This is a genomic window from Campylobacter gracilis (assembly GCF_018374135.1).
GTDB lineage: Bacteria > Campylobacterota > Campylobacteria > Campylobacterales > Campylobacteraceae > Campylobacter_B > Campylobacter_B gracilis_A.
On record NZ_JAHAFS010000009.1, the window covers coordinates 42036 to 62930 of the forward strand.

At 49.0% G+C, this 20895-nt stretch carries 27 protein-coding genes and 1 pseudogene; 2 read left to right on the forward strand and 26 right to left on the reverse strand.

Features of this window, described 5'->3' with window-relative positions; all coding sequences use genetic code 11:
* From KH703_RS05505 to infA, 14 genes are all read right to left on the reverse strand, one after another.
* Complete coding sequence (locus KH703_RS05505; protein ID WP_304294784.1) at positions 1-852, reverse strand: polyprenyl synthetase family protein; 852 nt, start codon at positions 850-852, stop codon at positions 1-3.
* Positions 853-1439: 587 nt separating this feature from the next.
* Positions 1440-1769: a YbaB/EbfC family nucleoid-associated protein gene (locus tag KH703_RS05510; protein ID WP_304294785.1), complete on the reverse strand. Its 330-nt coding sequence runs from the start codon at positions 1767-1769 to the stop codon at positions 1440-1442.
* 2 nt (positions 1770-1771) lie between these two features.
* Positions 1772-2119, reverse strand: a complete 348-nt coding sequence (panD, locus tag KH703_RS05515; protein ID WP_304294787.1) for an aspartate 1-decarboxylase — start codon at positions 2117-2119, stop codon at positions 1772-1774.
* Positions 2120-2136: 17 nt separating this feature from the next.
* A complete protein-coding gene (locus KH703_RS05520; protein ID WP_304294788.1) occupies positions 2137-3447 on the reverse strand; it encodes a UDP-N-acetylmuramoyl-L-alanyl-D-glutamate--2,6-diaminopimelate ligase in 1311 nt (436 codons plus the stop codon).
* Complete coding sequence (locus KH703_RS05525; protein ID WP_298026507.1) at positions 3425-3973, reverse strand: histidine kinase; 549 nt, start codon at positions 3971-3973, stop codon at positions 3425-3427. The genes KH703_RS05520 and KH703_RS05525 overlap by 23 nt, the downstream gene beginning before the upstream one ends.
* Positions 3963-4229 (reverse strand): NifU family protein, encoded by a 267-nt coding sequence (locus tag KH703_RS05530; protein ID WP_304294791.1) that lies wholly within the window; start codon positions 4227-4229, stop codon positions 3963-3965. The genes KH703_RS05525 and KH703_RS05530 overlap by 11 nt, the downstream gene beginning before the upstream one ends.
* Positions 4230-4740: 511 nt before the next feature.
* Positions 4741-5301 (reverse strand): murein L,D-transpeptidase family protein, encoded by a 561-nt coding sequence (locus KH703_RS05535; RefSeq protein WP_304294792.1) that lies wholly within the window; start codon positions 5299-5301, stop codon positions 4741-4743.
* 30 nt (positions 5302-5331) lie between these two features.
* The gene (gene rplQ, locus KH703_RS05540; RefSeq protein WP_005869862.1) at positions 5332-5688 is read right to left on the reverse strand and encodes a 50S ribosomal protein L17; all 357 of its coding nucleotides are present in this window, start codon (positions 5686-5688) and stop codon (positions 5332-5334) included.
* On the reverse strand, positions 5689-6714 hold the full coding sequence (locus tag KH703_RS05545) for a DNA-directed RNA polymerase subunit alpha (protein ID WP_304294794.1): 1026 nt from the start codon (positions 6712-6714) through the stop codon (positions 5689-5691).
* Between the two features lie 11 nt (positions 6715-6725).
* Complete coding sequence (gene rpsD / locus KH703_RS05550) at positions 6726-7352, reverse strand: 30S ribosomal protein S4 (RefSeq protein ID WP_005869858.1); 627 nt, start codon at positions 7350-7352, stop codon at positions 6726-6728.
* An 18-nt stretch (positions 7353-7370) separates the two neighbouring features.
* Positions 7371-7763: a 30S ribosomal protein S11 gene (gene rpsK, locus KH703_RS05555; RefSeq protein ID WP_177387174.1), complete on the reverse strand. Its 393-nt coding sequence runs from the start codon at positions 7761-7763 to the stop codon at positions 7371-7373.
* A gap of 10 nt (positions 7764-7773) precedes the next feature.
* Positions 7774-8142: a 30S ribosomal protein S13 gene (gene rpsM / locus KH703_RS05560; protein ID WP_005869856.1), complete on the reverse strand. Its 369-nt coding sequence runs from the start codon at positions 8140-8142 to the stop codon at positions 7774-7776.
* Positions 8143-8145: 3 nt separating this feature from the next.
* Positions 8146-8259 (reverse strand): 50S ribosomal protein L36, encoded by a 114-nt coding sequence (rpmJ, locus tag KH703_RS05565; protein WP_005869855.1) that lies wholly within the window; start codon positions 8257-8259, stop codon positions 8146-8148.
* 172 nt (positions 8260-8431) lie between these two features.
* Positions 8432-8650 (reverse strand): translation initiation factor IF-1, encoded by a 219-nt coding sequence (gene infA / locus KH703_RS05570; RefSeq protein WP_005869854.1) that lies wholly within the window; start codon positions 8648-8650, stop codon positions 8432-8434.
* Positions 8651-8840: 190 nt separating this feature from the next.
* On the opposite strand from infA, the gene KH703_RS05575 reads away from it, so the two are divergent.
* Together KH703_RS05575 and KH703_RS05580 are read left to right on the forward strand one after the other, a co-directional pair.
* Positions 8841-9713 carry a neutral zinc metallopeptidase gene (locus tag KH703_RS05575; RefSeq protein WP_304294806.1) on the forward strand — a complete coding sequence of 291 codons (873 nt, stop codon included), beginning with the start codon at positions 8841-8843 and terminating at the stop codon, positions 9711-9713.
* Positions 9714-9929: 216 nt separating this feature from the next.
* Positions 9930-10358, forward strand: a complete 429-nt coding sequence (locus KH703_RS05580; protein WP_304294808.1) for a VOC family protein — start codon at positions 9930-9932, stop codon at positions 10356-10358.
* Positions 10359-10637: 279 nt separating this feature from the next.
* Here the strand turns inward: KH703_RS05580 and KH703_RS05585 are convergent, their stop codons facing one another.
* The 12 genes and pseudogenes from KH703_RS05585 to KH703_RS05640 form a co-directional block, all read right to left on the reverse strand.
* On the reverse strand, positions 10638-11165 hold the full coding sequence (locus tag KH703_RS05585; protein ID WP_304294810.1) for a hypothetical protein: 528 nt from the start codon (positions 11163-11165) through the stop codon (positions 10638-10640).
* Between the two features lie 133 nt (positions 11166-11298).
* A complete protein-coding gene (locus tag KH703_RS05590) occupies positions 11299-11742 on the reverse strand; it encodes a hypothetical protein (protein ID WP_304294812.1) in 444 nt (147 codons plus the stop codon).
* A 283-nt stretch (positions 11743-12025) separates the two neighbouring features.
* Entirely contained in the window at positions 12026-12922 is an 897-nt protein-coding gene (locus KH703_RS05595; protein ID WP_304294814.1) for an NTF2 fold immunity protein, read from the reverse strand.
* A gap of 240 nt (positions 12923-13162) precedes the next feature.
* Positions 13163-13648: a phosphoribosyl-ATP diphosphatase gene (locus KH703_RS05600; RefSeq protein WP_304294877.1), complete on the reverse strand. Its 486-nt coding sequence runs from the start codon at positions 13646-13648 to the stop codon at positions 13163-13165.
* 165 nt (positions 13649-13813) lie between these two features.
* Positions 13814-14158 (reverse strand): annotated as a pseudogene (hisI, locus tag KH703_RS05605) (phosphoribosyl-AMP cyclohydrolase); the annotation flags it as partial.
* A 294-nt stretch (positions 14159-14452) separates the two neighbouring features.
* Positions 14453-15532 carry an SPFH domain-containing protein gene (locus KH703_RS05610; protein WP_304294816.1) on the reverse strand — a complete coding sequence of 360 codons (1080 nt, stop codon included), beginning with the start codon at positions 15530-15532 and terminating at the stop codon, positions 14453-14455.
* 8 nt (positions 15533-15540) lie between these two features.
* Positions 15541-16467 (reverse strand): branched-chain amino acid transaminase, encoded by a 927-nt coding sequence (locus KH703_RS05615; protein WP_304294818.1) that lies wholly within the window; start codon positions 16465-16467, stop codon positions 15541-15543.
* Positions 16468-16620: 153 nt separating this feature from the next.
* Positions 16621-17733: a phospholipase A gene (locus KH703_RS05620; protein WP_304294820.1), complete on the reverse strand. Its 1113-nt coding sequence runs from the start codon at positions 17731-17733 to the stop codon at positions 16621-16623.
* Entirely contained in the window at positions 17723-18289 is a 567-nt protein-coding gene (locus tag KH703_RS05625) for a molybdenum cofactor guanylyltransferase (RefSeq protein WP_304294822.1), read from the reverse strand. Before KH703_RS05625 ends, KH703_RS05620 begins: the two co-directional genes overlap by 11 nt.
* Before the next feature lie 48 nt (positions 18290-18337).
* Complete coding sequence (locus tag KH703_RS05630) at positions 18338-19114, reverse strand: hypothetical protein (RefSeq protein WP_005871454.1); 777 nt, start codon at positions 19112-19114, stop codon at positions 18338-18340.
* Between the two features lie 253 nt (positions 19115-19367).
* Positions 19368-19727, reverse strand: a complete 360-nt coding sequence (locus KH703_RS05635) for a nitrous oxide-stimulated promoter family protein (RefSeq protein ID WP_304294824.1) — start codon at positions 19725-19727, stop codon at positions 19368-19370.
* Positions 19728-19828: 101 nt separating this feature from the next.
* The gene (locus tag KH703_RS05640) at positions 19829-20836 is read right to left on the reverse strand and encodes an AI-2E family transporter (protein WP_297942846.1); all 1008 of its coding nucleotides are present in this window, start codon (positions 20834-20836) and stop codon (positions 19829-19831) included.
* Positions 20837-20895 lie beyond the last annotated feature (59 nt).

The window sequence follows — 20895 nt, forward strand, 5'->3', positions numbered from 1 at the left end:
TCATCCTTTCAGGTATTTTTCTATCAAATTTAAAACCAAATCGCGCAGGCTTTCGTCATAGCCCGCCATCGCGCCGCTTACCTCGTCTATTAGGCGCTGCTTGTAGCTCCTCGCGCCCGCAAGACCTAGTAAATTTACAAAGGAATTTTTCGCGCCGTCCGCCCCTACGGGTTTGCCTGCGCTTGCCTCGTCACTCGTGGCGTCGATGATATCATCCTCGATCTGAAATATGAGACCTAGCTTCAGTCCGATTTTATAAAGCTCATGCGCAAGCTCGTCCTTTAACCCGCCGATTATGGCGCCTAGCTCAAACGCCGCTGCGATGAGCGCGCCCGTTTTATGCAGATGCAAAAACTCAAGTTCGTTTTGCTTTAACGGGCTGTTTTCAAAACGGCAATCGATCGCCTGACCGAGCACCATGCCGCCGCTGCCTGCATTTCGCGCTAGAGTTTTAATGCATTTTATCTTGATTTCGTCGCTTAGGTTCGCGCTCGCGGCGATCAAAAACGCGTCGGTATTTAGCGCGTCGCCCACCAAAATCGCCGTGACCTCGTCGTATTTTTTATGCAGGCTCGGCCGTCCGCGGCGCAGATCCGCATCGTCCATCGCGGGCAGATCATCGTGTATGAGCGAGTAGGTGTGGATCATCTCAAGCGCCATCGCGATCGCCAGCGCGCCCTCAAAGCGCCGCTCATCCACCGCCGAGACGACGCCTAGTAGCAGCTGCGCGCGAAAGTGCTTACCGCCCGCTTGCAGCATGTAATTGAGCGCCTCCTCGAAGTACGGATGAAAGCTCGGCGCCTTCAGCTCGTTGCGCTTCAAGTAATCTTTAAATTTTTCTAAAATATCCATCGATCCTACCTTGCGGTTTTGATTTGCTCTGCTTGGGCGCGCCCTTGACGAATGCAAATTCGCGCCCTTCAAATGCCTTTTTGTCGCGCAGCTTAGACTTTGTTGTCGTGAGCCGTTTGTACGCCGCGTAAAAGCAATCATGCCGCTTAAAATTTTAAATTTTAATTCCCTAGCTTTACGCAGTGCGTGCGGCGAAGGATGCTCCGCTTTTTTGAGCCGCATCTTAGCTAGATTTGCTCGCGGATGTCGCGCAATGGCTCGCCTGCTTTGCATTTAAGCCGTGCGGGCTAAATTTTACTTTGCGCCGCAGCGTAGCAGCTCGCCGAAATTTTAGAATTTGCCCTCGCGCCGCCCGTAAAATTTGACCGATTTGCTAAGGTTAAAATTTAATAACCTCGCGTCAAATCAAGCGAACTGTGCTTTATGCAAACCCTATCGCCACAGAATCTGAATTTAACGCCGCCTTATAAAATCGGGCTTTATTTAGTTCGCTACAGAAGCCGCTCGCCCCGTAAAATCCAAACCGTTCGCTAAGCAAAGCAGTCATCCTCTCTAAAAAGCCTGCTTTCAACGATTTTGAACTGCGCTTAACCCTTATCGCCGAGCAGATCGCCTAGGCCGCCGAGCCCTCCTAGCATGGACGCTGCGGCGCCTTTCTTTTCATTTTCGACGAGTTTTATCGCGTCGCCTATCGCCGAAATTAGCAGTATCTGCAAGCTCTCTTTGTCGTTAAAGAGGCTGTCGTCGATGCTTAGATCAAGCACCTCGCCCGCACCGTTTAGCTTGATGGCGACCATGCCCGCGCCAGATTTTACGGTAAATTCCTTGCGCGCATTCTCCTCCTCGATCTGCTTAGCCTTGGCCCGCATCTGATCGAGCATCTGCCCCATTTTCGAAAAATCCATTCCTTCGAACATTTTTACTCCGTTATTTGGTTTTTTTCGTTTACCTGCACGATTTTTGGTTCAAAATTTTTCGATTTTTTGGCACTCATCTGCGCGTAAGCTACGATGATGACGATGTCGCCGACGCAGACTTTGCGCGCGGCTGCGCCGTTTAGGCAGATCTCGCCCTTTTTCTCGCCGCGAATCACGTATGTGGCGAAGCGCTCGCCGTTATTGACGTTTAGGATCTCGACTTTTTGGTACTCGCAAAGCCCTGCAGCCTCGATGAGCTCGGGTCCGATAGTGACCGAGCCTACGTAGTTGAGGTTGGCGTCCGTCACGCGCGCGCGGTGGATTTTGCTTGATAAAATTTCGATTTTCATCGGCCGTCCTTTAAAATTTAGTCTAAATTTGACTCGCCTCGCGCCGCGACGAGCTCGCTCACGACCTGCTTATCGCTGAAGGGGTGCTTCACACCCTTGAGCTCCTGGTAAGTTTCGTCGCCCTTGCCCAAAATAGCGATCATCTCGCCGTTTTTGGCAAGATCTAGCGCGCGCGCGATAGCCTCTTTGCGATCCGCGATCTTTAAAATTTTATCTTTTCGGCGCATACCGGCGCAAATTTGTTCGATGATCTCGTCTGGATCCTCGCTGCGCGGGTTATCGCTCGTAACGATACAGATTTTAGCAAAGTGCTCCGCGATGGCGCCCATTTTCGGACGCTTGCCGTGGTCGCGATCGCCGCCCGCGCCGAAAACCGCGATAATCTCGCCGCTTGCGCGTAGCGCGTTTAGCACCTTTTCGATGCCGTCCGGGGTATGAGCGAAATCGACGATTACAAGCGGGTTTTTATTTACGATCTGCACGCGACCCTCGACGCCGCCGAAGTTTGCCATAGCTTTTGCGATCTCCTCGTTCGGCAGCTTGGTTAGAATTTTAACCGCCGCAAACGCCGCGGTAAGGTTGTAGAGATTAAACTCGCCGATAAGATCGCTTTGAAGCTGCGCATTATCGCCGTTTGGAGTACGCACGAGCGCGTCGATGCCGCCCTTTAGCCCGTATCCGCTCACGGCGAAGCTTGCGGCGTTTTTGATACCGTAGGTAAGGGCGTTTGCGGGGTTAAATTTAATATGTCCGTCGTCGGCATTTATGAGCTTTGGCGCGTCGTCTGCGAAAAACGAGCTCTTGACCGCGGCGTATTCTTGCATGCTGCCGTGATAATCGAGATGATCTTGACTTAAATTCGTAAAAATTTTAAGCGCAAAATTTAGCCCTTCGATGCGATTTTGCGCGATTGCGTGCGAGCTAACCTCCATGACGAAATACTCGCAGCCCTGCTTGCTGGCTTCGTAAAGATAGCTCATCGTCTTAAAAACCGAGCTCGTCGTAAGCCCCTTTTCGTCAATCCTGTGCTCGTTTATAAAGGCGCCGCGCGTGCCGCTTAGACCGCAGCTAAAGCCCAGATCCAGCAGCGTCGAATAGATCGCCGCCGCGGTCGTCGTTTTGCCGTTCGTGCCCGTAATGCCTACGATTTTGATGCGCGGATCAATCTTTAAAAGCTCCTTTGCTTGTGCGATAGAGATGATCTGCGCACCTTTTTGCGCCGCTTCAGCTTGAAATTTAGCGTTCGCGCTCGTGCGCATAAAAAAGTAGCCCGCCTCGCATTCGGCGGAGTTGTCGGTGATAAAGCTATTTTCGAGTCGTATTTTCATGATTTTTGATTTTTTGCATCAGCGCTTCAAAGCGTTCATCGCCTGCATACGCGGCAGCCGAGCTCTCGACGTAATTAAGCCCCATTTCGTAGTAGCCGTTTTCTATCAAATTTTCTAAAAATTCTATCATCTCGGTTTTATCCGAAATGGCGATTTTGGATGAAAAAATGATCGATTCGAAGGCGTCTTTAAAGCCTCTTTGGCCTACCGCGCGCATAAAATCGGCATAAGCAATGACTGCAATCTCATCCTCGGCGCCGGGTTCGGAGGCCGCTTCGTTCGCGATCTTTTCGTTGATGGAGTTTAAAATTTTAAAAAGCTCCGCGGTTTGAGTTTTGGGGCTGAGGTTGTAAAAATCAAAGAGCATAAGCGCCTCTTCGCGGTCTGCCAGCGCGGTCTGGCAAAGTTCTAGCAAAAATAGAATTTCTTCCTCGCCGCTTTTTTCGTATGCGAGCGAAAAATATAGCTTAGCGAGCTCGAATTCTCCGCGCGAAAAGGCCTTTAGCCCTAGTTTTTTATAGTTCAAACTCTTCACCTTCGGGGATGTTTACGACGCTAAGCTCTGGATGGATATCCATGCGAAGCTGGCGCTCGACGCCGTATTTTAGGGTCTGCGCACTTGCGGCGCAGCCGTGGCAATGCCCGGTAAGGCGGACATAGACGACGCCGTTTTTTATGCCTAAAAGCTGTATATCGCCGCCGTCGTTTTGCAGCATCGGTCGGATTAGCTCTAAGCTATCTTGTACCGGGGCTAGAAGCTCTTCATCTGTAAATGGTATCATTAAAATTCCTTGTTTTTATTTTGGCGAATTATATCCAAAAGCGATAAAAAAAGGCTTATCGGGGATGAAATTTAATCTTAAATTTTGCGCGAGGACGCCGATTTTGTGCCATAGATCGCAAAGAATTTTATACGGCGCGGGCGGCCGGAACTATGATTTTAAAATTTTATCGATTCAGCAAGGACGAAACTCGCAAATCATCAGGCTTGCATATATTTAAATTTAGACTATTTGCGCTATAAATTTGGGATGAAATTTCAACCCAGCTGACGGCTAAATTCGGGATGAATTTTGCTTGAGCGGTAGGTAAAATTTAAGGCGGAACTATCTAAATTTAATTAGGACAAGCGCCGATACGATTAAATTTTTTAGAAAAACAATCCTGCTTTTAATGTAAATTTTGCGACTACAAAAGCCCGGGCGGCGAATATTGTTTTGAAGCTCGCAGATGAAATTTACGCTACGTTTTATATCGATCGCGGCTGTGAAATTTTAGCGCAGGCACGTGCAATCACGGCAAAATTTCTATCGGCGTGCCGATTTTTACATGCTTAAAAAGCTCGTCCATATCGTCATTGACGAGTGCTATGCAGCCCTCCGTCCAGTCGCCGAACGCCGCGATACTCTGCCCTAGGTAGCTAAATTTATTCGGTAGCCCGTGGATTTTGATATCGCCGCCTGCGCTCTTGCCGAGGGATTTTGCGTGGGCTACGTCGGCTTTGTTCGGATAGGAGATGCCTAAATTTAGATGATACGCCGAGTTTGGATTTTTGCCGTTTATGGTGTAGTTGCCCTCCGGGGTTTTGCCGTCGCCTTGAACCTCTTTATGTCCTTCAGGCTCGCGTCCGAGGGCGATTTTGTAGCTTTTCGCGACGCCTTTTGAGGTCAAAATTTCAAGAATTCGTTTGGATTTATAGACGCGGATTTTAGAGATTTGCTCGCCGTCCAATGCCTGCTTTAGCGGAATTTCAGAGTTGATCGTTTCGATATTTTTATAGCTAAGATAATTGTCCAATGCCCACGCCAAGCCCGCAGCGACGATAACAAGCGGAAGTAAAATTTTAAATTTCATAGAAGAAATTTCGGGAGTGATCCCGAAATTTTATTTGCTGATTAGCTCGATATAAGCCATCTCAGCAGCGTCGCCCTTGCGAAGGCGAGTTTTGATGATGCGAGTGTAGCCGCCGTTTACGCCTGCGTATTTTGGAGCGATCTCGGTGACTAGCTTATTTGTGGCAGCTTTATCCTGAAGCGCCGCGAAAACAAATCTATGCGCCTCACTGTCGCCCTTACGCGCGCGAGTGATCAGCTTCTCGGCGTAGCTTCTTAGCTCTTTTGCCTTAGGAAGCGTAGTTTCGATCTTGCCGCTAGTAACTAAAGCGATGGTTAAATTTTTAAGCAGGGCGGCACGGTGAGACGAAGTGCGCCCTAGCTTCCTATATCCGTGATTATGTCTCATTTATTGTCCTTCATTCTTTTGTCTTTGGGCCTTCAGCTCGTCAAGCTTGCGTTTTAGCTGCTCTTTTTTATCGCCGAGCTCTTGGTTGCCGATAGGATAACCGATCTCCTCCATTACGGCTTTGATCTCCTCAAGCGATTTTTTGCCTAAATTTTTAAGGTCTTTAAGCTCGCTCTCCTCCATAATTGCTAGCTCACCGATAAATCTAATATCCGCGCGATCCAGGCAGTTAAAGCTTCGTGCGCTTAAGCTTAGATTGCTAACGCTCTCAAAAAGCTTTGCAAACTCGGAATTTGCGGGGATCGCTCTACCGAAAGTATCCGCAGCACTGATATTTACGATACCTTTGAAAACCGCCAGCTGCTGATACATCGCTTCAAGCGCGTTTTTAAACGCATCTATCGCGCTGATCTGACCGTCGGTAGTGATCGTAAAGACTACTTTCTCGTAGTCGGGATTATCCTCTACAAAGACATTTTCGATGTCGTAAACAGCCTTAGTTACCGGGGTAAAAAACGCATCCAGCGCGATGAAATCAGCGTCTAAATTTTCTCTGATCTCTTCGCTTGGGACGTAGCCGATACCCTTTTCGATGATGAGCGTAAATTTAAGATCGGCATCCTCGTTTATCGTAGCTAGATAAGCGCTTGGATTTACGATCTCTACGGCGTCGTTATTTAGGTCGCTGCCGTAAATTTCTTTAGGTCCTTTAAAGCTGTATTCTACGATCTCGCGCAGGGAATCGCCCTTGATTTTAAATCTTAAGCCCTTTAAATTTATGATAAAAGCCGCCATATCCTCGAGCATACCGCGCATGCTGTCGAATTCGTGGCTTACGCCTTCGATTTTAACCGCAGTCGGCGCGAAACCGACCGTGCTCGTATAAAGTAACCTTCGTAAAGGATGAGCTAGAGTGACGGCATATCCCGTTTCAAAGGGATATGCTATGATTTTAGCAACATTTTCGCTGACATTCTCAACCTTTATTTCAGTTGGCATATGAGCTGATGTTGTGATTTTTCTCATATTAGCACCTACTATTTCGAGTAAAGCTCTACGATAAATCTTTCCTCTACAGGAATAACAACTTCTTCTCTCTCCGGAACTCTAGAAAAAATTCCGTATCTTTTCTCTTTTTCTACGTCTACCCACGCTACGATGCCGGTTTGTGCCGTAAGATCCAGCGCTCTTGAAATTTGCGGGTTATTTTTGCTTTTTTCGATCACTTCGATCTTTTGTCCTGCGCGGACGGAGTACGAAGGGATATCGACGCGCTTGCCGTCTACTAAGATATGTCCGTGCGTAACGAGCTGGCGCGCAAATCGTCTAGTCGTAGCAAAGCCCATGCGGTAAACTACGTTATCTAGCCTCTGCTCTAAAAGCTGAACCAAAATCGCTCCGGTGTTACCCTCTCTGCGAGCCGCTTCGGCAAATAGCCTGCGGAACTGCTTCTCGCTTACGCCGTACATAAATTTAGCCTTTTGTTTCTCGCGAAGCTGTGAGCCGTATTCGCTTAGTTTGGCGCGTCTTTGTCCGTGCTGACCCGGAGCGTAAGGGCGTTTTAAAAGCGCGCTCTTGCCCGCAAGCCTTCTCTCGCCTTTCATAAATAGATCGACGCCGAGCCTTCTTTCTAATTTTTCAACCGGTCCTGTATATCTAGCCATAAATTTCTCCTTTTATAATTACACGCGACGTCGTTTAGGCGGTCTGCAACCGTTGTGCGCAAGAGGAGTGATATCTTTGAAATATGTAACTTTAATCCCTTCTACGCTACCTACGCTTTTAACGGCGGTCTCGCGTCCGCTTCCCGGACCCTGAACCTTAACGCCTACCTCTTTAATGCCGTGTTCTTTGGCTTTGTTTAGCGCGTCCTCGACGGCTTGCTGCGCCGCATAAGGGGTGGATTTTTTGCTGCCTTTAAAATTTAAAGCGCCTGCACTGCTCCACGCGATCGCGTTACCCATCTCGTCCGTTACGGTTATCATAGTGTTGTTAAACGTAGCGGAGATGTAAACTATGCCTTTGGCGATATTTTTTCTGACGGTTTTTTTCTTAACTACTTTTTTTTGTGCCATATCTCAATCCTTATTTAGCTGCCGCGCCGACGGTTTTGCGTTTGCCTTTTCTGGTTCTGGCGTTCGTTTTTGTTTTTTGACCGCGAACCGGAAGGCCCTTTCTGTGTCTTAAGCCGCGATAGCCGCCCAAGTCCATAAGCGCTTTTATATCCATAGCCACTTGTTTGCGAAGATCGCCTTCGACCATATAGTGCTCCTGGATCTCTTTTCTGATAGCGGCGGCTTCGTCTTCGCTCAGATCGGCGACTCTTTTATCGTAAGAAATTCCTGCCGCATCGAGAATTTTTCTCGACGTAAATAAACCTATACCGTAGATATAAGTTAGTCCGTATTCAATCCTTTTTTTCTTTGGTAGATCTACACCTGCGATACGAGCCATAACTTATCCTTGTCTTTGTTTATGTTTTGGATTTTCACAAATAACGTGAACAACACCTTTGCGCTTGACAATTTTGCATTTGTCGCACATTTTCTTAACGGATGGACGAACCTTCATTCCACTCTCCTAAAATTTTCTCCACTTTAAATGCAAACTGCACCTAGGTTTAATGAAATTTCAAAAGCGAAAGTATCAAACCAACTGTTTTCAAAATAGTGGGGATTTTGAAAACACTTCTTCCTACAGTTTAGTCGCAAAATCGCGAGTATATCTAAATTTAACTTTATCCTTACTTATAGCGGTATGTTATCCTGCCTTTATCGAGGCTGTAAGGAGTCAGCTCGACTTTTACGCGATCGCCCGGCATTATCTTGATGTAGTGCATCCGCATCTTGCCCGCGATATGGCATAAAATCACGTGTTTGTTGTCCAGCTCGACCTTAAAAGTCGCGTTCGGCAGCGCTTCTATGACGTTGCCGTCGATCTCTATGACGTCGTCTTTTGCCACAAATTCTCCTTTCTTTATAAATTTAAAAAGGGCGATTATATAGAATTTAAAATTTTAAACAGCTTAAAAGAAATTTAAAATAAGCAAAATTTCAGATTTATTTCGCTACGCGCGCACTGTTTTTGCAAAAGTAAGACGGCGCTCTTTTTAAAATTTTAGTATAATGGCTCAAAAATTTTAAAGGAAAAACATGAAATGGCAAGACGGCAGACGAAGCTCAAATATAGAGGATGACCGCGCAAGCAGCATGCGCACGAGCTCGGGCTCGCTTGGGATGCTGATTCCGATCATTAGGTTTTTGCTCGGCTCAAAGATCGGGCGCATAGTGCTCGTAATCGGCGTGGTGGCGTATTTTATGGGCTACAACCCTTTAGCGCTTTTAGACGGAGGCGCCAGCACGCAAAGAGAGCCGACCGATAGCCCGCAGGAGCAAGAAAAGCTCGCCTTCGTCTCGGCGGTGCTGGCCCAAACCGAAGACGTTTGGGGCGAGATATTTAAAAGTGCGGGCGCGCGCTACGAGGAGCCCGGGCTTCGGCTTTTCCGCGATCAGATAGCAAGCGGCTGCGGCTTTGCGAGCGCGCAGACGGGGCCTTTTTATTGCCCGAGAGATCGTAAAATTTATCTCGATCTTAGCTTTTTCGACGAGCTTGCGAACAAATACAAAGCAGGCGGCGACTTCGCGCAGGCCTACGTCATCGCGCATGAAGTGGGGCATCACGTCCAAAATTTAGTCGGCACGCTGGAGCAGGTCGCCACTCTAAAAAGGCGCGCTCGCAGCGAAGCCGAGCAAAACGCGCTTCAGGTCAAAGTCGAGCTACAGGCGGACTGCTACGCTGGGGTCTGGGCGCACTATCTCGCAAAAACAGGGCGCGTGCTGGAGGCGGGCGACATCGACGAGGCGCTAAATGCCGCCAGCGCGATCGGCGACGATACGTTGCAGCGCAAATTTAGCGGCCGCGTCGTGCCTGATTCCTTCACGCACGGCACCTCGGCGCAGCGCAAAGAGTGGTTTAAAAAGGGCTTAGCGGGCGGAAACCTAAAGGCTTGCTCGTTTGAGTCGTAAGGTGCGGGCTTTGAGTTAGCTTGTGGGCTAGAAAAGGGCGGTTTAAATTTTAAAATTTAACGCCGAGCTTGGAAGCGAAATTTTAGAATTTTAATGATCGGCGATTAAAAAGTTCGAACGGCGCGCTCGGTTAGCGCGGCGACGGCTTGTTTGAGCGCAGGCTTGAATACGGCACAAGAAACCAAAATAGATACGTTAAAATTTATGGAGGCAAAAATGAATAAAATAACCTGCATCTGCCTAGGCGTGCGAAGCATGCAAAGGGCGCTGAAATTTTACAGAGACGGCCTAGGATTTAAGACGGATTGCAAAGACGACGACCCGCCGGTATGTTTTTTCAAAACGCCCGGAACCAAATTTGAGCTCTATCCCTTGGGCGCGCTGGCACGAGATATCAACGAAAACGATCCGCCCAGAGGCAGCGGATTTGGCGGCATCACGCTAGCCTATAACGTAAAAAACAAAGAGGACGTAGCTAGCGTCATAGAGCTAGTAAAAAAGGCGGGCGGCACCATCGTCAAGGAGCCCCAAGATGCGTTTTGGGGCGGATACCACGCGTATTTTGCCGATCCGGACGGATACTACTGGGAGGTGGTTTGGGGGCCCGGTTTTAAATTTGACGAGGACGGGCTGCTTAAATTTTAGATCAAAATTTCTGCGGCCGAGGCTTGTTTGGAGGCGCCGAAGCCTTTGGCCTAAGCGTGTAAAATTTAAACTCAAAATTTATTACAAATCATCGGGCGGGTTTTTGGCTCGTATAATTTGCGGCGCCGTTTTTCCCCGCGCTTTGCTCTAAACATCGAGCGAAATTTTACTCTCCGATATGATCTGCGGCACAGATTTTGCGCGAGGCTAAAATTTACTCGCACCCCGCCCGCTGTTTTACTCGCGCTCGCAGTACCGCTTTGTTCGTATTGCATGCTGCTACGCAAAACAAGAAAGCGGATATTTCGCGGCGCTTTTGTCCGTGAGCGCGGCGAGGAAAAGAGCGATAAATTCCTCGAAGTTTTGCGCAATGACCAGGGCATCCTCATAGATCGGTTCTGCGCCGAATACGATCTTGCCCGCGTCCGCGCCTTTCGTGAGGATGCCCGCGAAGCAGCGCTCGCCTCTGACCGAAAACAAAAACGGCAAGCACCCGCTCCAAAACGCGCTCACGGCGGCTCTTTGCTCATCGTTAGCCGCGCACTCTAAGCTGTCTTTTTCAAAATCTTCGTAACAAAATTCCGCCTCATCCGCGCCTGACGACGCATAATCCCAGGCAGACACGAACCAAACGGCGTCCGCAGCGTCATGCAAAGTCTCAAAAGAGCAAACGAAGCGGTAAAAATCTTCGCTTAAATTTTTAAATCTGCCGCCCAAAAATTCGCTTTGCGGCGGGCAAATTTCATCCCTGCGCCGCATCTGCCAGCCGTTTTGCGCCAGCGCATCCATAAGTTCGTCAAAAACCATCTCGCCTCCCGTAATTTGGCGCCGATTATAGCATTTTACTCGGCGCAGCGACTAAATGCGACTAAATTTATAAAATTTTGCCTACCCGCCGCGCATAAAAAGAGAAATTTTGCGCGAAATTTTAAAAATTCGGCTAAAAATAAAATGACGTTTCCAAATCGCCGCTAAATTTAGGCTCGGCAGAAGGCGTAAGCCGCAGATGAAAAACGGGCGTATCACTTAAGATAGGCGTATCGTCGCGGGAGGCGGGCGAGCCGCTAAAATTTGCGCTTCGGTATCCGCCTAAAATTTCCAAGCGGTACCGACCGCACTTTAGCTTAAAGCTTAGGCTGTTTTGCTCGCTTATGCGGCTCATATCTTTAAAATAGCCGATGCCTACGATCTTTAGCGTGCCTGATGAGTGAAAAACCCAGCCACGAGAGATAATTTTCGCTTCGTTTTGATTAAAAATTTCCTCATCCACCTCGCCCACGGTAACCGCAAAATCGTAATAATCGCTGCAAACGCCCAATATCGGCACCGCAATACCCTCTCTTGTAACCGCGCCCCCCCGTGCTCGGTCTGCGAAAATAGGCAAGAACGTCCCCGTTCACAAGCCCGTGCTCATCCAGATAGCGCGCTAGCAGCGCGAGGACCCTTTATCACGAAGCCGCCCAGCTCGGAGAAAATTCGCCTTTTCATTCGCACCTTTCTTTGATCACCGTGCGCGTCGTACGCAGAAATTTTACCGCTCATTTGTCCTCTTTGTCTTTGTTTTGCAGCGCGCGGATAAAATTTTATCACTGCGCTTGCGCTGGGCTAAATTTTATCCCTACGATCGCGCCGAGAATGAAATTTGAGCCCCATTTCGCGCTCAAATTTTACAGCCCGCGGTTTTTCCAGCCGCCGCTCATACCTTGGCATCTGTCTACGAGCCAGCGCCCGTCCTTGCGCACGAGCAGGAAGCGGCGCGCAAAGCCGTGTTCGTCCTTGGCGTAGATGTAAATTTTATTTTTGCTCTCGCATTCGGCATCCGTTAGCTCGTATCCGCCGTAGGTGCCGCCCTCCATCATCGAAAATGAAATGCCCTCGGGGCGGAAGCCGCTACGCCTAACGGGCGTGCAGTAGCGCGCAAAGAGCTCGTCGCATCTGCGCTGCACCTCGCCGTCATCCGCGTCATCAATTCGCGATGTGGCAAATTTCTCCCATTCGCTCATTGCCGCGAAAAATTCTAAAAGTACACTCTGCGCCGCCGCCAGGTCATCTGGATCGAGCTTCTTTTTGTTCTTTGCGGCGTCTCTTTGCGCCTGCTCAAACTCCGCAATTTGTTCTTTACTAAACTGCCCGCCGTCTAGATAAAACTGGATTTTCGTATCCGCCACGGCTAGCAGACCCGCAAAGCTCACGCGTGAATTGATCAGGCGCAGCGATTTTAGCTTCGGGATTTGCACGATCGCTTTTAGCCCCTCGTCCGTGATGCTGACGTTTTCGATACCGACGTGCTCGAGCTTGGCGTGATTACGAAAATGCCTAAAGCCCTCGCCGCTTATCTTATCGCTATCTTGCAAAAACAGATACGCAAGCTTCGGTAGCGTGGCTAGATGCTGTAGTGCCGCGTCCGTGATGGTCGTAGCTATAAAGCCCATATTTACGAGGCTTTTTACCTCGCAGATGCGGCGTACCATCTCATCGCTTAGCGCTACGCTTTCGTAGTGATGGCCTTTGCAGTAGCGCTCGCCAACCGCGTCCAAAGCCTCCTGCATCGTGATCGGTTTCATCGCTTTTTCCTTAAATTTGATTTTAAAATTTTAATGAAATTTTACGATCTGCGCAAGCGCTTAAATTTATGGCGCGGATTTTAGCTCCCACAGCAGAATTAAATTTTGCGGCAATAGCGCGATTGAAATATACTTTCGTCGTTGAAATTCGGCGTAGAATTTCGGCAACGCTTTTTAAATTTAGCTCGCCGCGCAAAGCAGGCGAGCGGAAAAGGTGCTTTTGTGATTAATTTTTACGCATTATTTTTCGCGGCTGCGCTTTTCTTCGATGCCGCTTTGCCCTTGCCTGCGTGTTAGCTCGTCAAGTAGGGCGTCCGGGTGGATATTGTGCGCCGCAAGCGCGAGTAGAAGGTGAAATAAAAGATCCGCCCCCTCGTAAATCACGTCGTATCGCGGCTCGCCCGCTCTGCGCTCGCCGAAGCCCTCGCGCGCGACGTCTGCGTAAAGTCCGCTGCGCGAGAGGTCCTTGCACGCCAGTGCGAACTCGCACGCCTCCTCGGCGATCTTTTTAAGATAAGCGTTTTCGCCCTTCGCGTAGAGCGAGGCGACGTAGGATAGCGCGGACTCGCCGTTTAGCTTGCGATCCAAGCAGACGTGATAAATTTCGTCTAAAATGCCGTACGGGCTTTTTTTTGCGGAGTTTTCGAGCGTGGAATTTTGCGAAGAGGCGTCTAAATTTTGCTCGCTGCACTCTGCGGCGGAATTCGTCGCAGAGGGGCTTTGCATTACAGAATTTTGCTTACCGCAGGAATCGGTAGAATTTTTGGGCGTTAAATTCTGCAAGCCGTCGCAGGAAGCGGAATTTTGCCCTGCGCGGGAATTCGCGGAATTTTTCTGCACGAGAGAGGTTGCAGAGCCGTGCTCTGCAAAATTTATTGCGCCGCAAGCGCTCGAGTTCTGGATATTTTCGTCGCGTTTTTGCAGCGAAATCTCTTTGAAAAAACAGCTTCGCGAGCCCGTGTGGCAGGCGGATCCGCCGCATTGCTCGACTTTAAGCAGCAAGGTATCGTTGTCGCAGTCCAAAAAGGCGGATTTTACAAGCTGAACGTGACCGCTCTCTTCCCCCTTTTTCCAGATGCGTCCCTTGCTGCGCGAGAAGTAGTGTGCGTAGCCCGTTTGCAGCGTCAGGCTTAGCGCCTCCTCGTTCATATACGCGAGCATCAAAACCACGCCGTCGCCCGCATCCTGAACGATCGCGGGGAGCAGCCCGCTTAATTTTTGCCAATCTACTTTCATCTTTGATCCTTAGTTTGCGAAGTCGCGCGCGCACTCTGAATTTAGCCGCCGCACGCGGAATTTGAGTTGTGAATTTACGAAGCGCCGCGCCTCGTAAATTCAAAGGACAAGCCTAGCGGCTAAATTTAAGCGACCGCTAGGTTTAGATTGCGACGAGCGCGAGTTCTGCTCGTCACGAGCTTTCGCGCTCGCTGTTAAGTTTAGCTCGCAAAATCGAGAGTTAAGCTTATGCGCCTGGAGCAACTCGCTATTAAATTTAGTTCGCGAAATCAGGGCGCATAACCGCCTGAAATTTTAATTTTCCCGCTCGATGGCGCTTTGTTTTGCTTTATCTTTCGTATCGACCCAGATGTTAGGCACTGCGCCGCCAGGAGTTAGGAAAATTTTTGCGTCGCTATTTTCGCGCAACGCCTCGTTAAATTTAGCTTGCGTCTCTATCTGCTTAAGGCTTAAAAGATTTGCATCCAAGCTCTTTGCGACCTCTTTGTTAGCGTAGGCTTGCGCGTCAGCCTCGATCTTAGCGGCATCGGCGCGACCTTGAGCCTCGATTTTGACGGCGTCTGCGTTACCTTTGGCAAGAGCAGCCTTTTTAAGCGCCTCTTGATTCGCGCGCTCGACCTCGTATTTGGTGCGCTCAGCCTCCTGTTTGGCGATCTGCACGCTCTCGATCTGCTCCTTTACCTTCGCCGGCAGGATGATCTCGCGAAGCTGCACGGCTAGCAGATCTACGGGCGAATTCGGCAGTGCTTCGATATTCTTGCGGATGCCGTCGTCGATCGATTTGGCGATCTCGTCGCGTTTGGTAGGCAGCTCCTCGGCGGCATAGTTACCGATGACGCTACGCACGACGTCCTTTACACGCGGATCGATGATCTTATCCTCCCACAAAAAGCCCCACTCGGCGATCGTATTGGGCGCCGTGGCTTCATTGAGCCTGTATTGCACGGTGATGTCGATGCTGACGGGCAAATTTCGCGAATCTAACACCGAAAGCGAGTTTTTACTGATGATACCGCCCGTGGTGCCGCTTTTAGTAGCGATACCCGCGCTCATATCTTCGCTACTGGTGTAGTTTATGATACGCGTGCGAGTATCTACGACGAATACGTCCTGTATGAACGGCACGAAAAAGTGAAGTCCCGCGCCAAGAGGCGTCGGATCGTATTTGCCTAAATTTGACTTGATCCCCACTTCGCCGGATTGGATCGTGACGAAGGGTTTTGAGATCACGAACAGCGCGATTATCGCGATTATCGCATAAATCACGCCGCTAAACTTGCCCATTCCTCCAAAATTAGGAATTTTAAAATTTAAATTCCCGCCTTTTTTGTCGCCATTTTTCTTATTAAAATAATCATTCAAATCCGCAGGCATGCGCGTCCTTATTTAACGTAAGTGAGCCAGTGCTCAAATTTTGAGTCTTTGCCCGTAACGACGGTGAAATACGCCTTCTGCAAGCGGCTCGTGACCTCGCCCATCTCGCCCTTGCCGATGATCCTGCCGTCGATGTTGCTAATCGGCGTGACCTCCGCGGCGGTGCCGGTAAAAAACGCCTCATCCGCGGCATAGAGCTGATCGCGAGCGATGCGCTCTCTGCGGACCTCGTAGCCCAGGCTGCGAGCGATTTCTATGACTGAATTTTGAGTGATGCTCTCAAGGCTGGTGTCGTTCGGCGGAGTGATGATGACGCCCTCTTTTACGATGAATAGACACTCGCCCGGCCCCTCCGCGACGAAGCCCTGCGGATCGAGCAGTATCGCCTCATCGTACCCCGCATCAACTGCCTCAAAATTTGCCATTTGCGAGTTGAAATAATTTGCGCTCGCCTTGGCTTTTGCCATCATCGAAAATTGCGCCGGCTTTATCCACGATGAAATTTTGGCTTTGATACCCTTACGTAGTGCCTCTTCGCCCATATACGCACCCCACTGCCACGCTGCTACGATGACGTTTACCGAGCAGTCCTTGGACGAAACGCCCATCGAGCCATAGCCGAAGTACGCTAGCGGGCGAATATAAACGGTCTGATCGAAGCGGTTTTTCGCAACGACGTCAATCTGGGCCTGACGGAGCTGCTCGAAGCTAAACAGAAGCTTGATTAAGCAGAGTTTTGCCGAAATTTCAAGCCTGCGAGTGTGCTCGTCCAGGCGAAAAATCGCGTAGCCTTTGTCGGTTTTATAGGCGCGTACGCCCTCAAATACGGCGTTCCCATAGTGCAGAGAATGCGTCAAAACGTGGGTGGTGGCCTCCGCCCAGGGAATTAGTTTGCCGTCTTTCCAGATGAGCTCGGCCTCTTGAATTTGTGCCATTTCTTGATCCTTTTGTTTAAAATTTAATCTACAATTTTAGCTAAAACAATATTAATTTCTAAGAAATTTAAAAGCGGTTGAAATTTGATGCGATTTTAAGACGCACAACGAGTCGTGAGTTCAAATTTAGCTCGCAACTCGGTGCAGATGGCATTAAAATTCTACGAAAGAAAGTCCGATGCCGATCTTATTGACGCTGCGTTTGTAGTCCGCGAGGCTCTCGCCGTAGCCGCCAAAGTAGCGTAGATAGCCGTAAAATCCGCTGTTAAAGATCGGAAAGCTGTAGTTCAGCTCGATCGCGCCGCGGTTACTGCCGTCAAAATGTAGGTTGTTTCGCCATAGAGCGCTAAGTCGCTGCTTGCCGAAGGTGTATGACGCGCGCAGATCGCCGTAGCCCATATAATCCGCGATGTCCTCGTTCGTGCGGTCCAGCCAAAACGCATACCAGGCTCTGGGGGTGATCGAAAATCCGTCCGCGCTCCACGTGCTTTGGGCGTAGAGCCTATTCCATGAGCGCGATTCCTCGCCGCCCTTGCCGTTTGATTCGTGCATTGCGCCTATCTTTAGCTCATCCGCAAACGGTACCGGCGCGCTAACGTAGAGCTCGGGGCGGTAGTTGCTCTCGCGAAAAGGGGCGCTATCCTGCGTGATCTGCCACCAGGAATTTTGTGCGTAAGCGAACGAAATTTTCTCTCCAAACCCCAGCGCGTCGTAGGTGATCGGGCGCTCGAAGCTAAACTCAAAATGCAGCTCATCCGCCTTACGATCGGATTTTTTGCTGAAATCGTGGGTAAAGAGCATATAGATCGGCTCGTAGTATTTAAGCCCTAAAAATCCGAAATTTCGGCCATTTTGCTCGCCTTGCGGGGCGGAATCCAGCGAGGCAGAATTTTGCGATAGCGAAGCGGAATTCGATGATACTAAATTTGACGCAGCCGAGTTTGCGTCTGCGAAATTTGACGAAGTGGAATTTGGCGCGGCGGAATTTTTTGCGACAGAATTTTGCGGCGGCGCAGAGCTTAAAACGGCGGTACCATCGTGCGAAGCGCGGTTTTCTGCGGACGAGGTAGAATTTTCTGCGGTTTTTAGGCGCAACTTTTCGCCGCTTTCCGCTAGACTTGCCGCGGCGATCTTTTTGTAATAGATCATCGCGTTTTTGTAATCGCCCTTGGCCTCGTATTCGCTAGCCTTTGCGTATAGTTCGGATAGATCTTGTGCGGTTAGGCTCATGGCGCAAAACGCGAATGCTAGAACTTTAAATTTCATCTACGCCCTTTAAATCGTTTTGATAATTTATGTTTAAAAACTGCTCTTTGTTTTTGAAATTTAGCACTTTGGAATTTGCAGATCCGATGAGCGCGCCGATCTTATGTTCCCCCGCGCGGTAGAGCTCAAGCGCGCGCGGCGCGAGAGCTGCGTCAAAAAATCCGCACAGGCTATGTCTGTGTGCCTCGTCGCCCGCTACGCAAATTTGCCCCTCTTGCTCGCTAAGAGCGCGAATGGTGGAAATTTCTACAAAGGGCATGTCGGCTGGGATGATAAAAATGCGCTCGCCGCTAAATGGCTTTAGCGCCGAATACAGCGCGCCCATCGGCGAAAATTCCTCAAATTCGTCGTAGATCATAGGAAGCGGCGGGTTAAATTTAGAGCTTTTGGTGCAGGCGAAAACCCGCTCAAACTCGCGGTTTAAGCGCGAAAAAAGAAAGTGCGTCATGCTGGGATGCCCGCGGAATGGAAACAGCGTTTTATCGCTGCCGAAACGCGAGCTTTTGCCGCCGCAGAGAATGACGCAGGTATTCATAGAAATTTCACCGGCTTTCATCGATCTCTATCGCGGCGAAATTTTAAATTTGAAAGAAGCGCGGACATATCAGTCTTTTTGCATATATTTTGCTTTGCCCAGGGCGTTGTTTGCGATGAATTGATAAAGGCTCGGCGCTTGAAGCTTCGCTAGCTCGGGGTATTTGGCTTTAAGCGTCTTCCAGATGTCATAGACTCGCATACCGCTTGCATAAAGCTTCATAATCTCGCTAAAATGCGGATCGTAAAGGCTCGGCTTTTTATACAGCGAGAGTTTGCGGTCGGTATCTAACACTGCGTTTGCCTCGATAAAATTCGCCAGATCGCGCTCGCTTACTTTGGCAAAATCCTTTTCGTAATGAGCCTTCATATATTTTAAAATTTCTTTATTGCTAACGCCTTGGAAGTGCATTTTTTTGATCTCGAAGCGATATGCGTATAAGAAATCCTCGCTTTTTTTGGCGGTTGCGCGAAGTCTTGTTTTTTCATCTTTGAACGTCACGGAGATAAAGTGCGTAAGCCCGGGCGCAGTAACGGCGTTTTTGAACGCTTCGTCCTCCTCGCCGATCTTTTTTAGGATCGCCTTGACGGTGTAGCCCTCGGCAATAAGGTTTGAAATTTTATCTTTATACGGTTTGTAGTCGAATCGCACGCGCCTAAAGCCCGTCTCGACACTGATTTTTTTGTATATCCTCGCATGCTCTCTAGATGTAAAATACCTCGATTTCAGCCCTTTGCGGAGTTGTTCGGCAACCGCGGTAAAATCGTCATAATCGGCGATAGATGCGATTAATTCCTTTTCGTTTACGACCCTGCCGTTAACGACCGCGATGGTAATGACCTTCATATTTTCTCCTTTGGTTGGGTACAATTCTAACTTAAAACTATAAACTCAAATTTAATTATTTATTATCAAGGATTGCGTAGGATTTGCGTTTGCAAGGTAGAATTTTACGCGCTAAGATTTAGTATTTTGATTGATTTTTATATCTTTTTTGTGCTTGTTCTCACGCTGCTTTTTTATACTTTTTGTGTAGAGATGAAGCGAGTTTGCAGAGATAAATTTTATCCACAAATCCTAGCTAAATTGCCAGCGCAAGTTAGCTTTTTTTAAACGAAAAAAGCTTTTTTATCTTCGTAAGCCCAAGCTTCATGCCACTATATTTCATCATCTTAGCCATATTTACCCACATTTCGCGCTCATAGCACGGATGTGGGCAGTGGTGACAGCGCGGCTTTTCGGTATGCGGGCAGGCGCCTAGTCGCGCGTAGGCGTAACGCAGCATCCGCTCGCAGTCGCTACAGAGATGAAAGCGCGTCTGCACTAGCCCCTTATCGTCTTTGTAGTCATGAAGCACGGCACCATCTTTTTTGGGTGCATCCGCATGCTTGCCATCGCAGTAAATTTGGATAAATTTCGTCACCGTGTTTACTTCGTAAATAAATTTTTCGCTCGTCATATTTGATCCTTTGGGCGGATTTTATCTAAAAGAGACAAAAATACTCTTGAGCGCGCTCAAGCTAAAATTTATAGAATTTTAAAATTCCGCGGAATTTTGCTTTATCTTTCGACCTTGTTGCTTAATAAAGTCGCGATGAAGCGTGTTTTGTCGTTTGAAGCAAGCGCGATTTGCAAGCTCATCGTAAGCGGTACAGCCAAAAATAGCCCGCCGATACCAAGCACGAAGCCCCACAGCAGCAGCCCTGCAAGCACACTGATCGTTGAAAGCCCGAGCCCTTGTCCTAAAAAGCGCGGCTCTATAATATTTCCGATCGCTACGTTTACAACCAAATAAATTGCGATAGTCCAGATGCTAGAGCTTATATCCATCGTAGCTAGCGTCACGAAAAGCGTCGGAAAGACCGCTACGATCGAGCCTATCGTAGGGATGAAATTTAGTACGAAAGCTAAAATCCCCCACAGCGCAGCATATGGGACACCAAGAGCCCACAGCCCGAGCCCGATGAGCGCACCGGTGCAAGCTGAAGCGATAGTTTTGATTAACAGATATTTTTTGAGGCTGGAGGCAAATTTCTTCACAAAAGTATGCGTAGCACGGCTACTTTGCGAAAAATAGCGGATTTTTTCGTCGATTACGGAGCTTTCAAAGACCATAAATGAAACCATTATAAAAATGAAAAATCCCGTCGAGACTATCGAGCCTGTTTTGCGCAGTAGTGCAGATAGCTGCGCGGCGGCTTCGCTCGGATCGATGCCTAGGCTTGCGGCGTTAAGCTCTATGCCGAAGCGAGAGAGCTTCGCGCTCACGCCTCCTAGCACCTCTTCAAATTTTGCTTGAAGCTCGGGCAGGCGCGCTGAAAATTCCTTGATCGCATCGAAGATGACCGCACCGAAAAACACTATAATCGCCACAAAAGCAAAGGTGATGATGAGGAAGCTAAAAACGCGCCCGACGCGGATCTTTTGGACGTAAAGTACCAGTGGCGAGACGAGCACCGTGATGAAAATAGCTAGCAAAAATGGCACGACGATAGCCTGCGCGGCTTTAAGACCAGCCAGGATGATTACGACGCAGGCAACCGACATCAAGGACATTTGAAGCTTCAAGGATTCTCCTAAATTTGACATTTTCGCGGAGCTTTTACGCGAAATTTTGATAGAAAGAT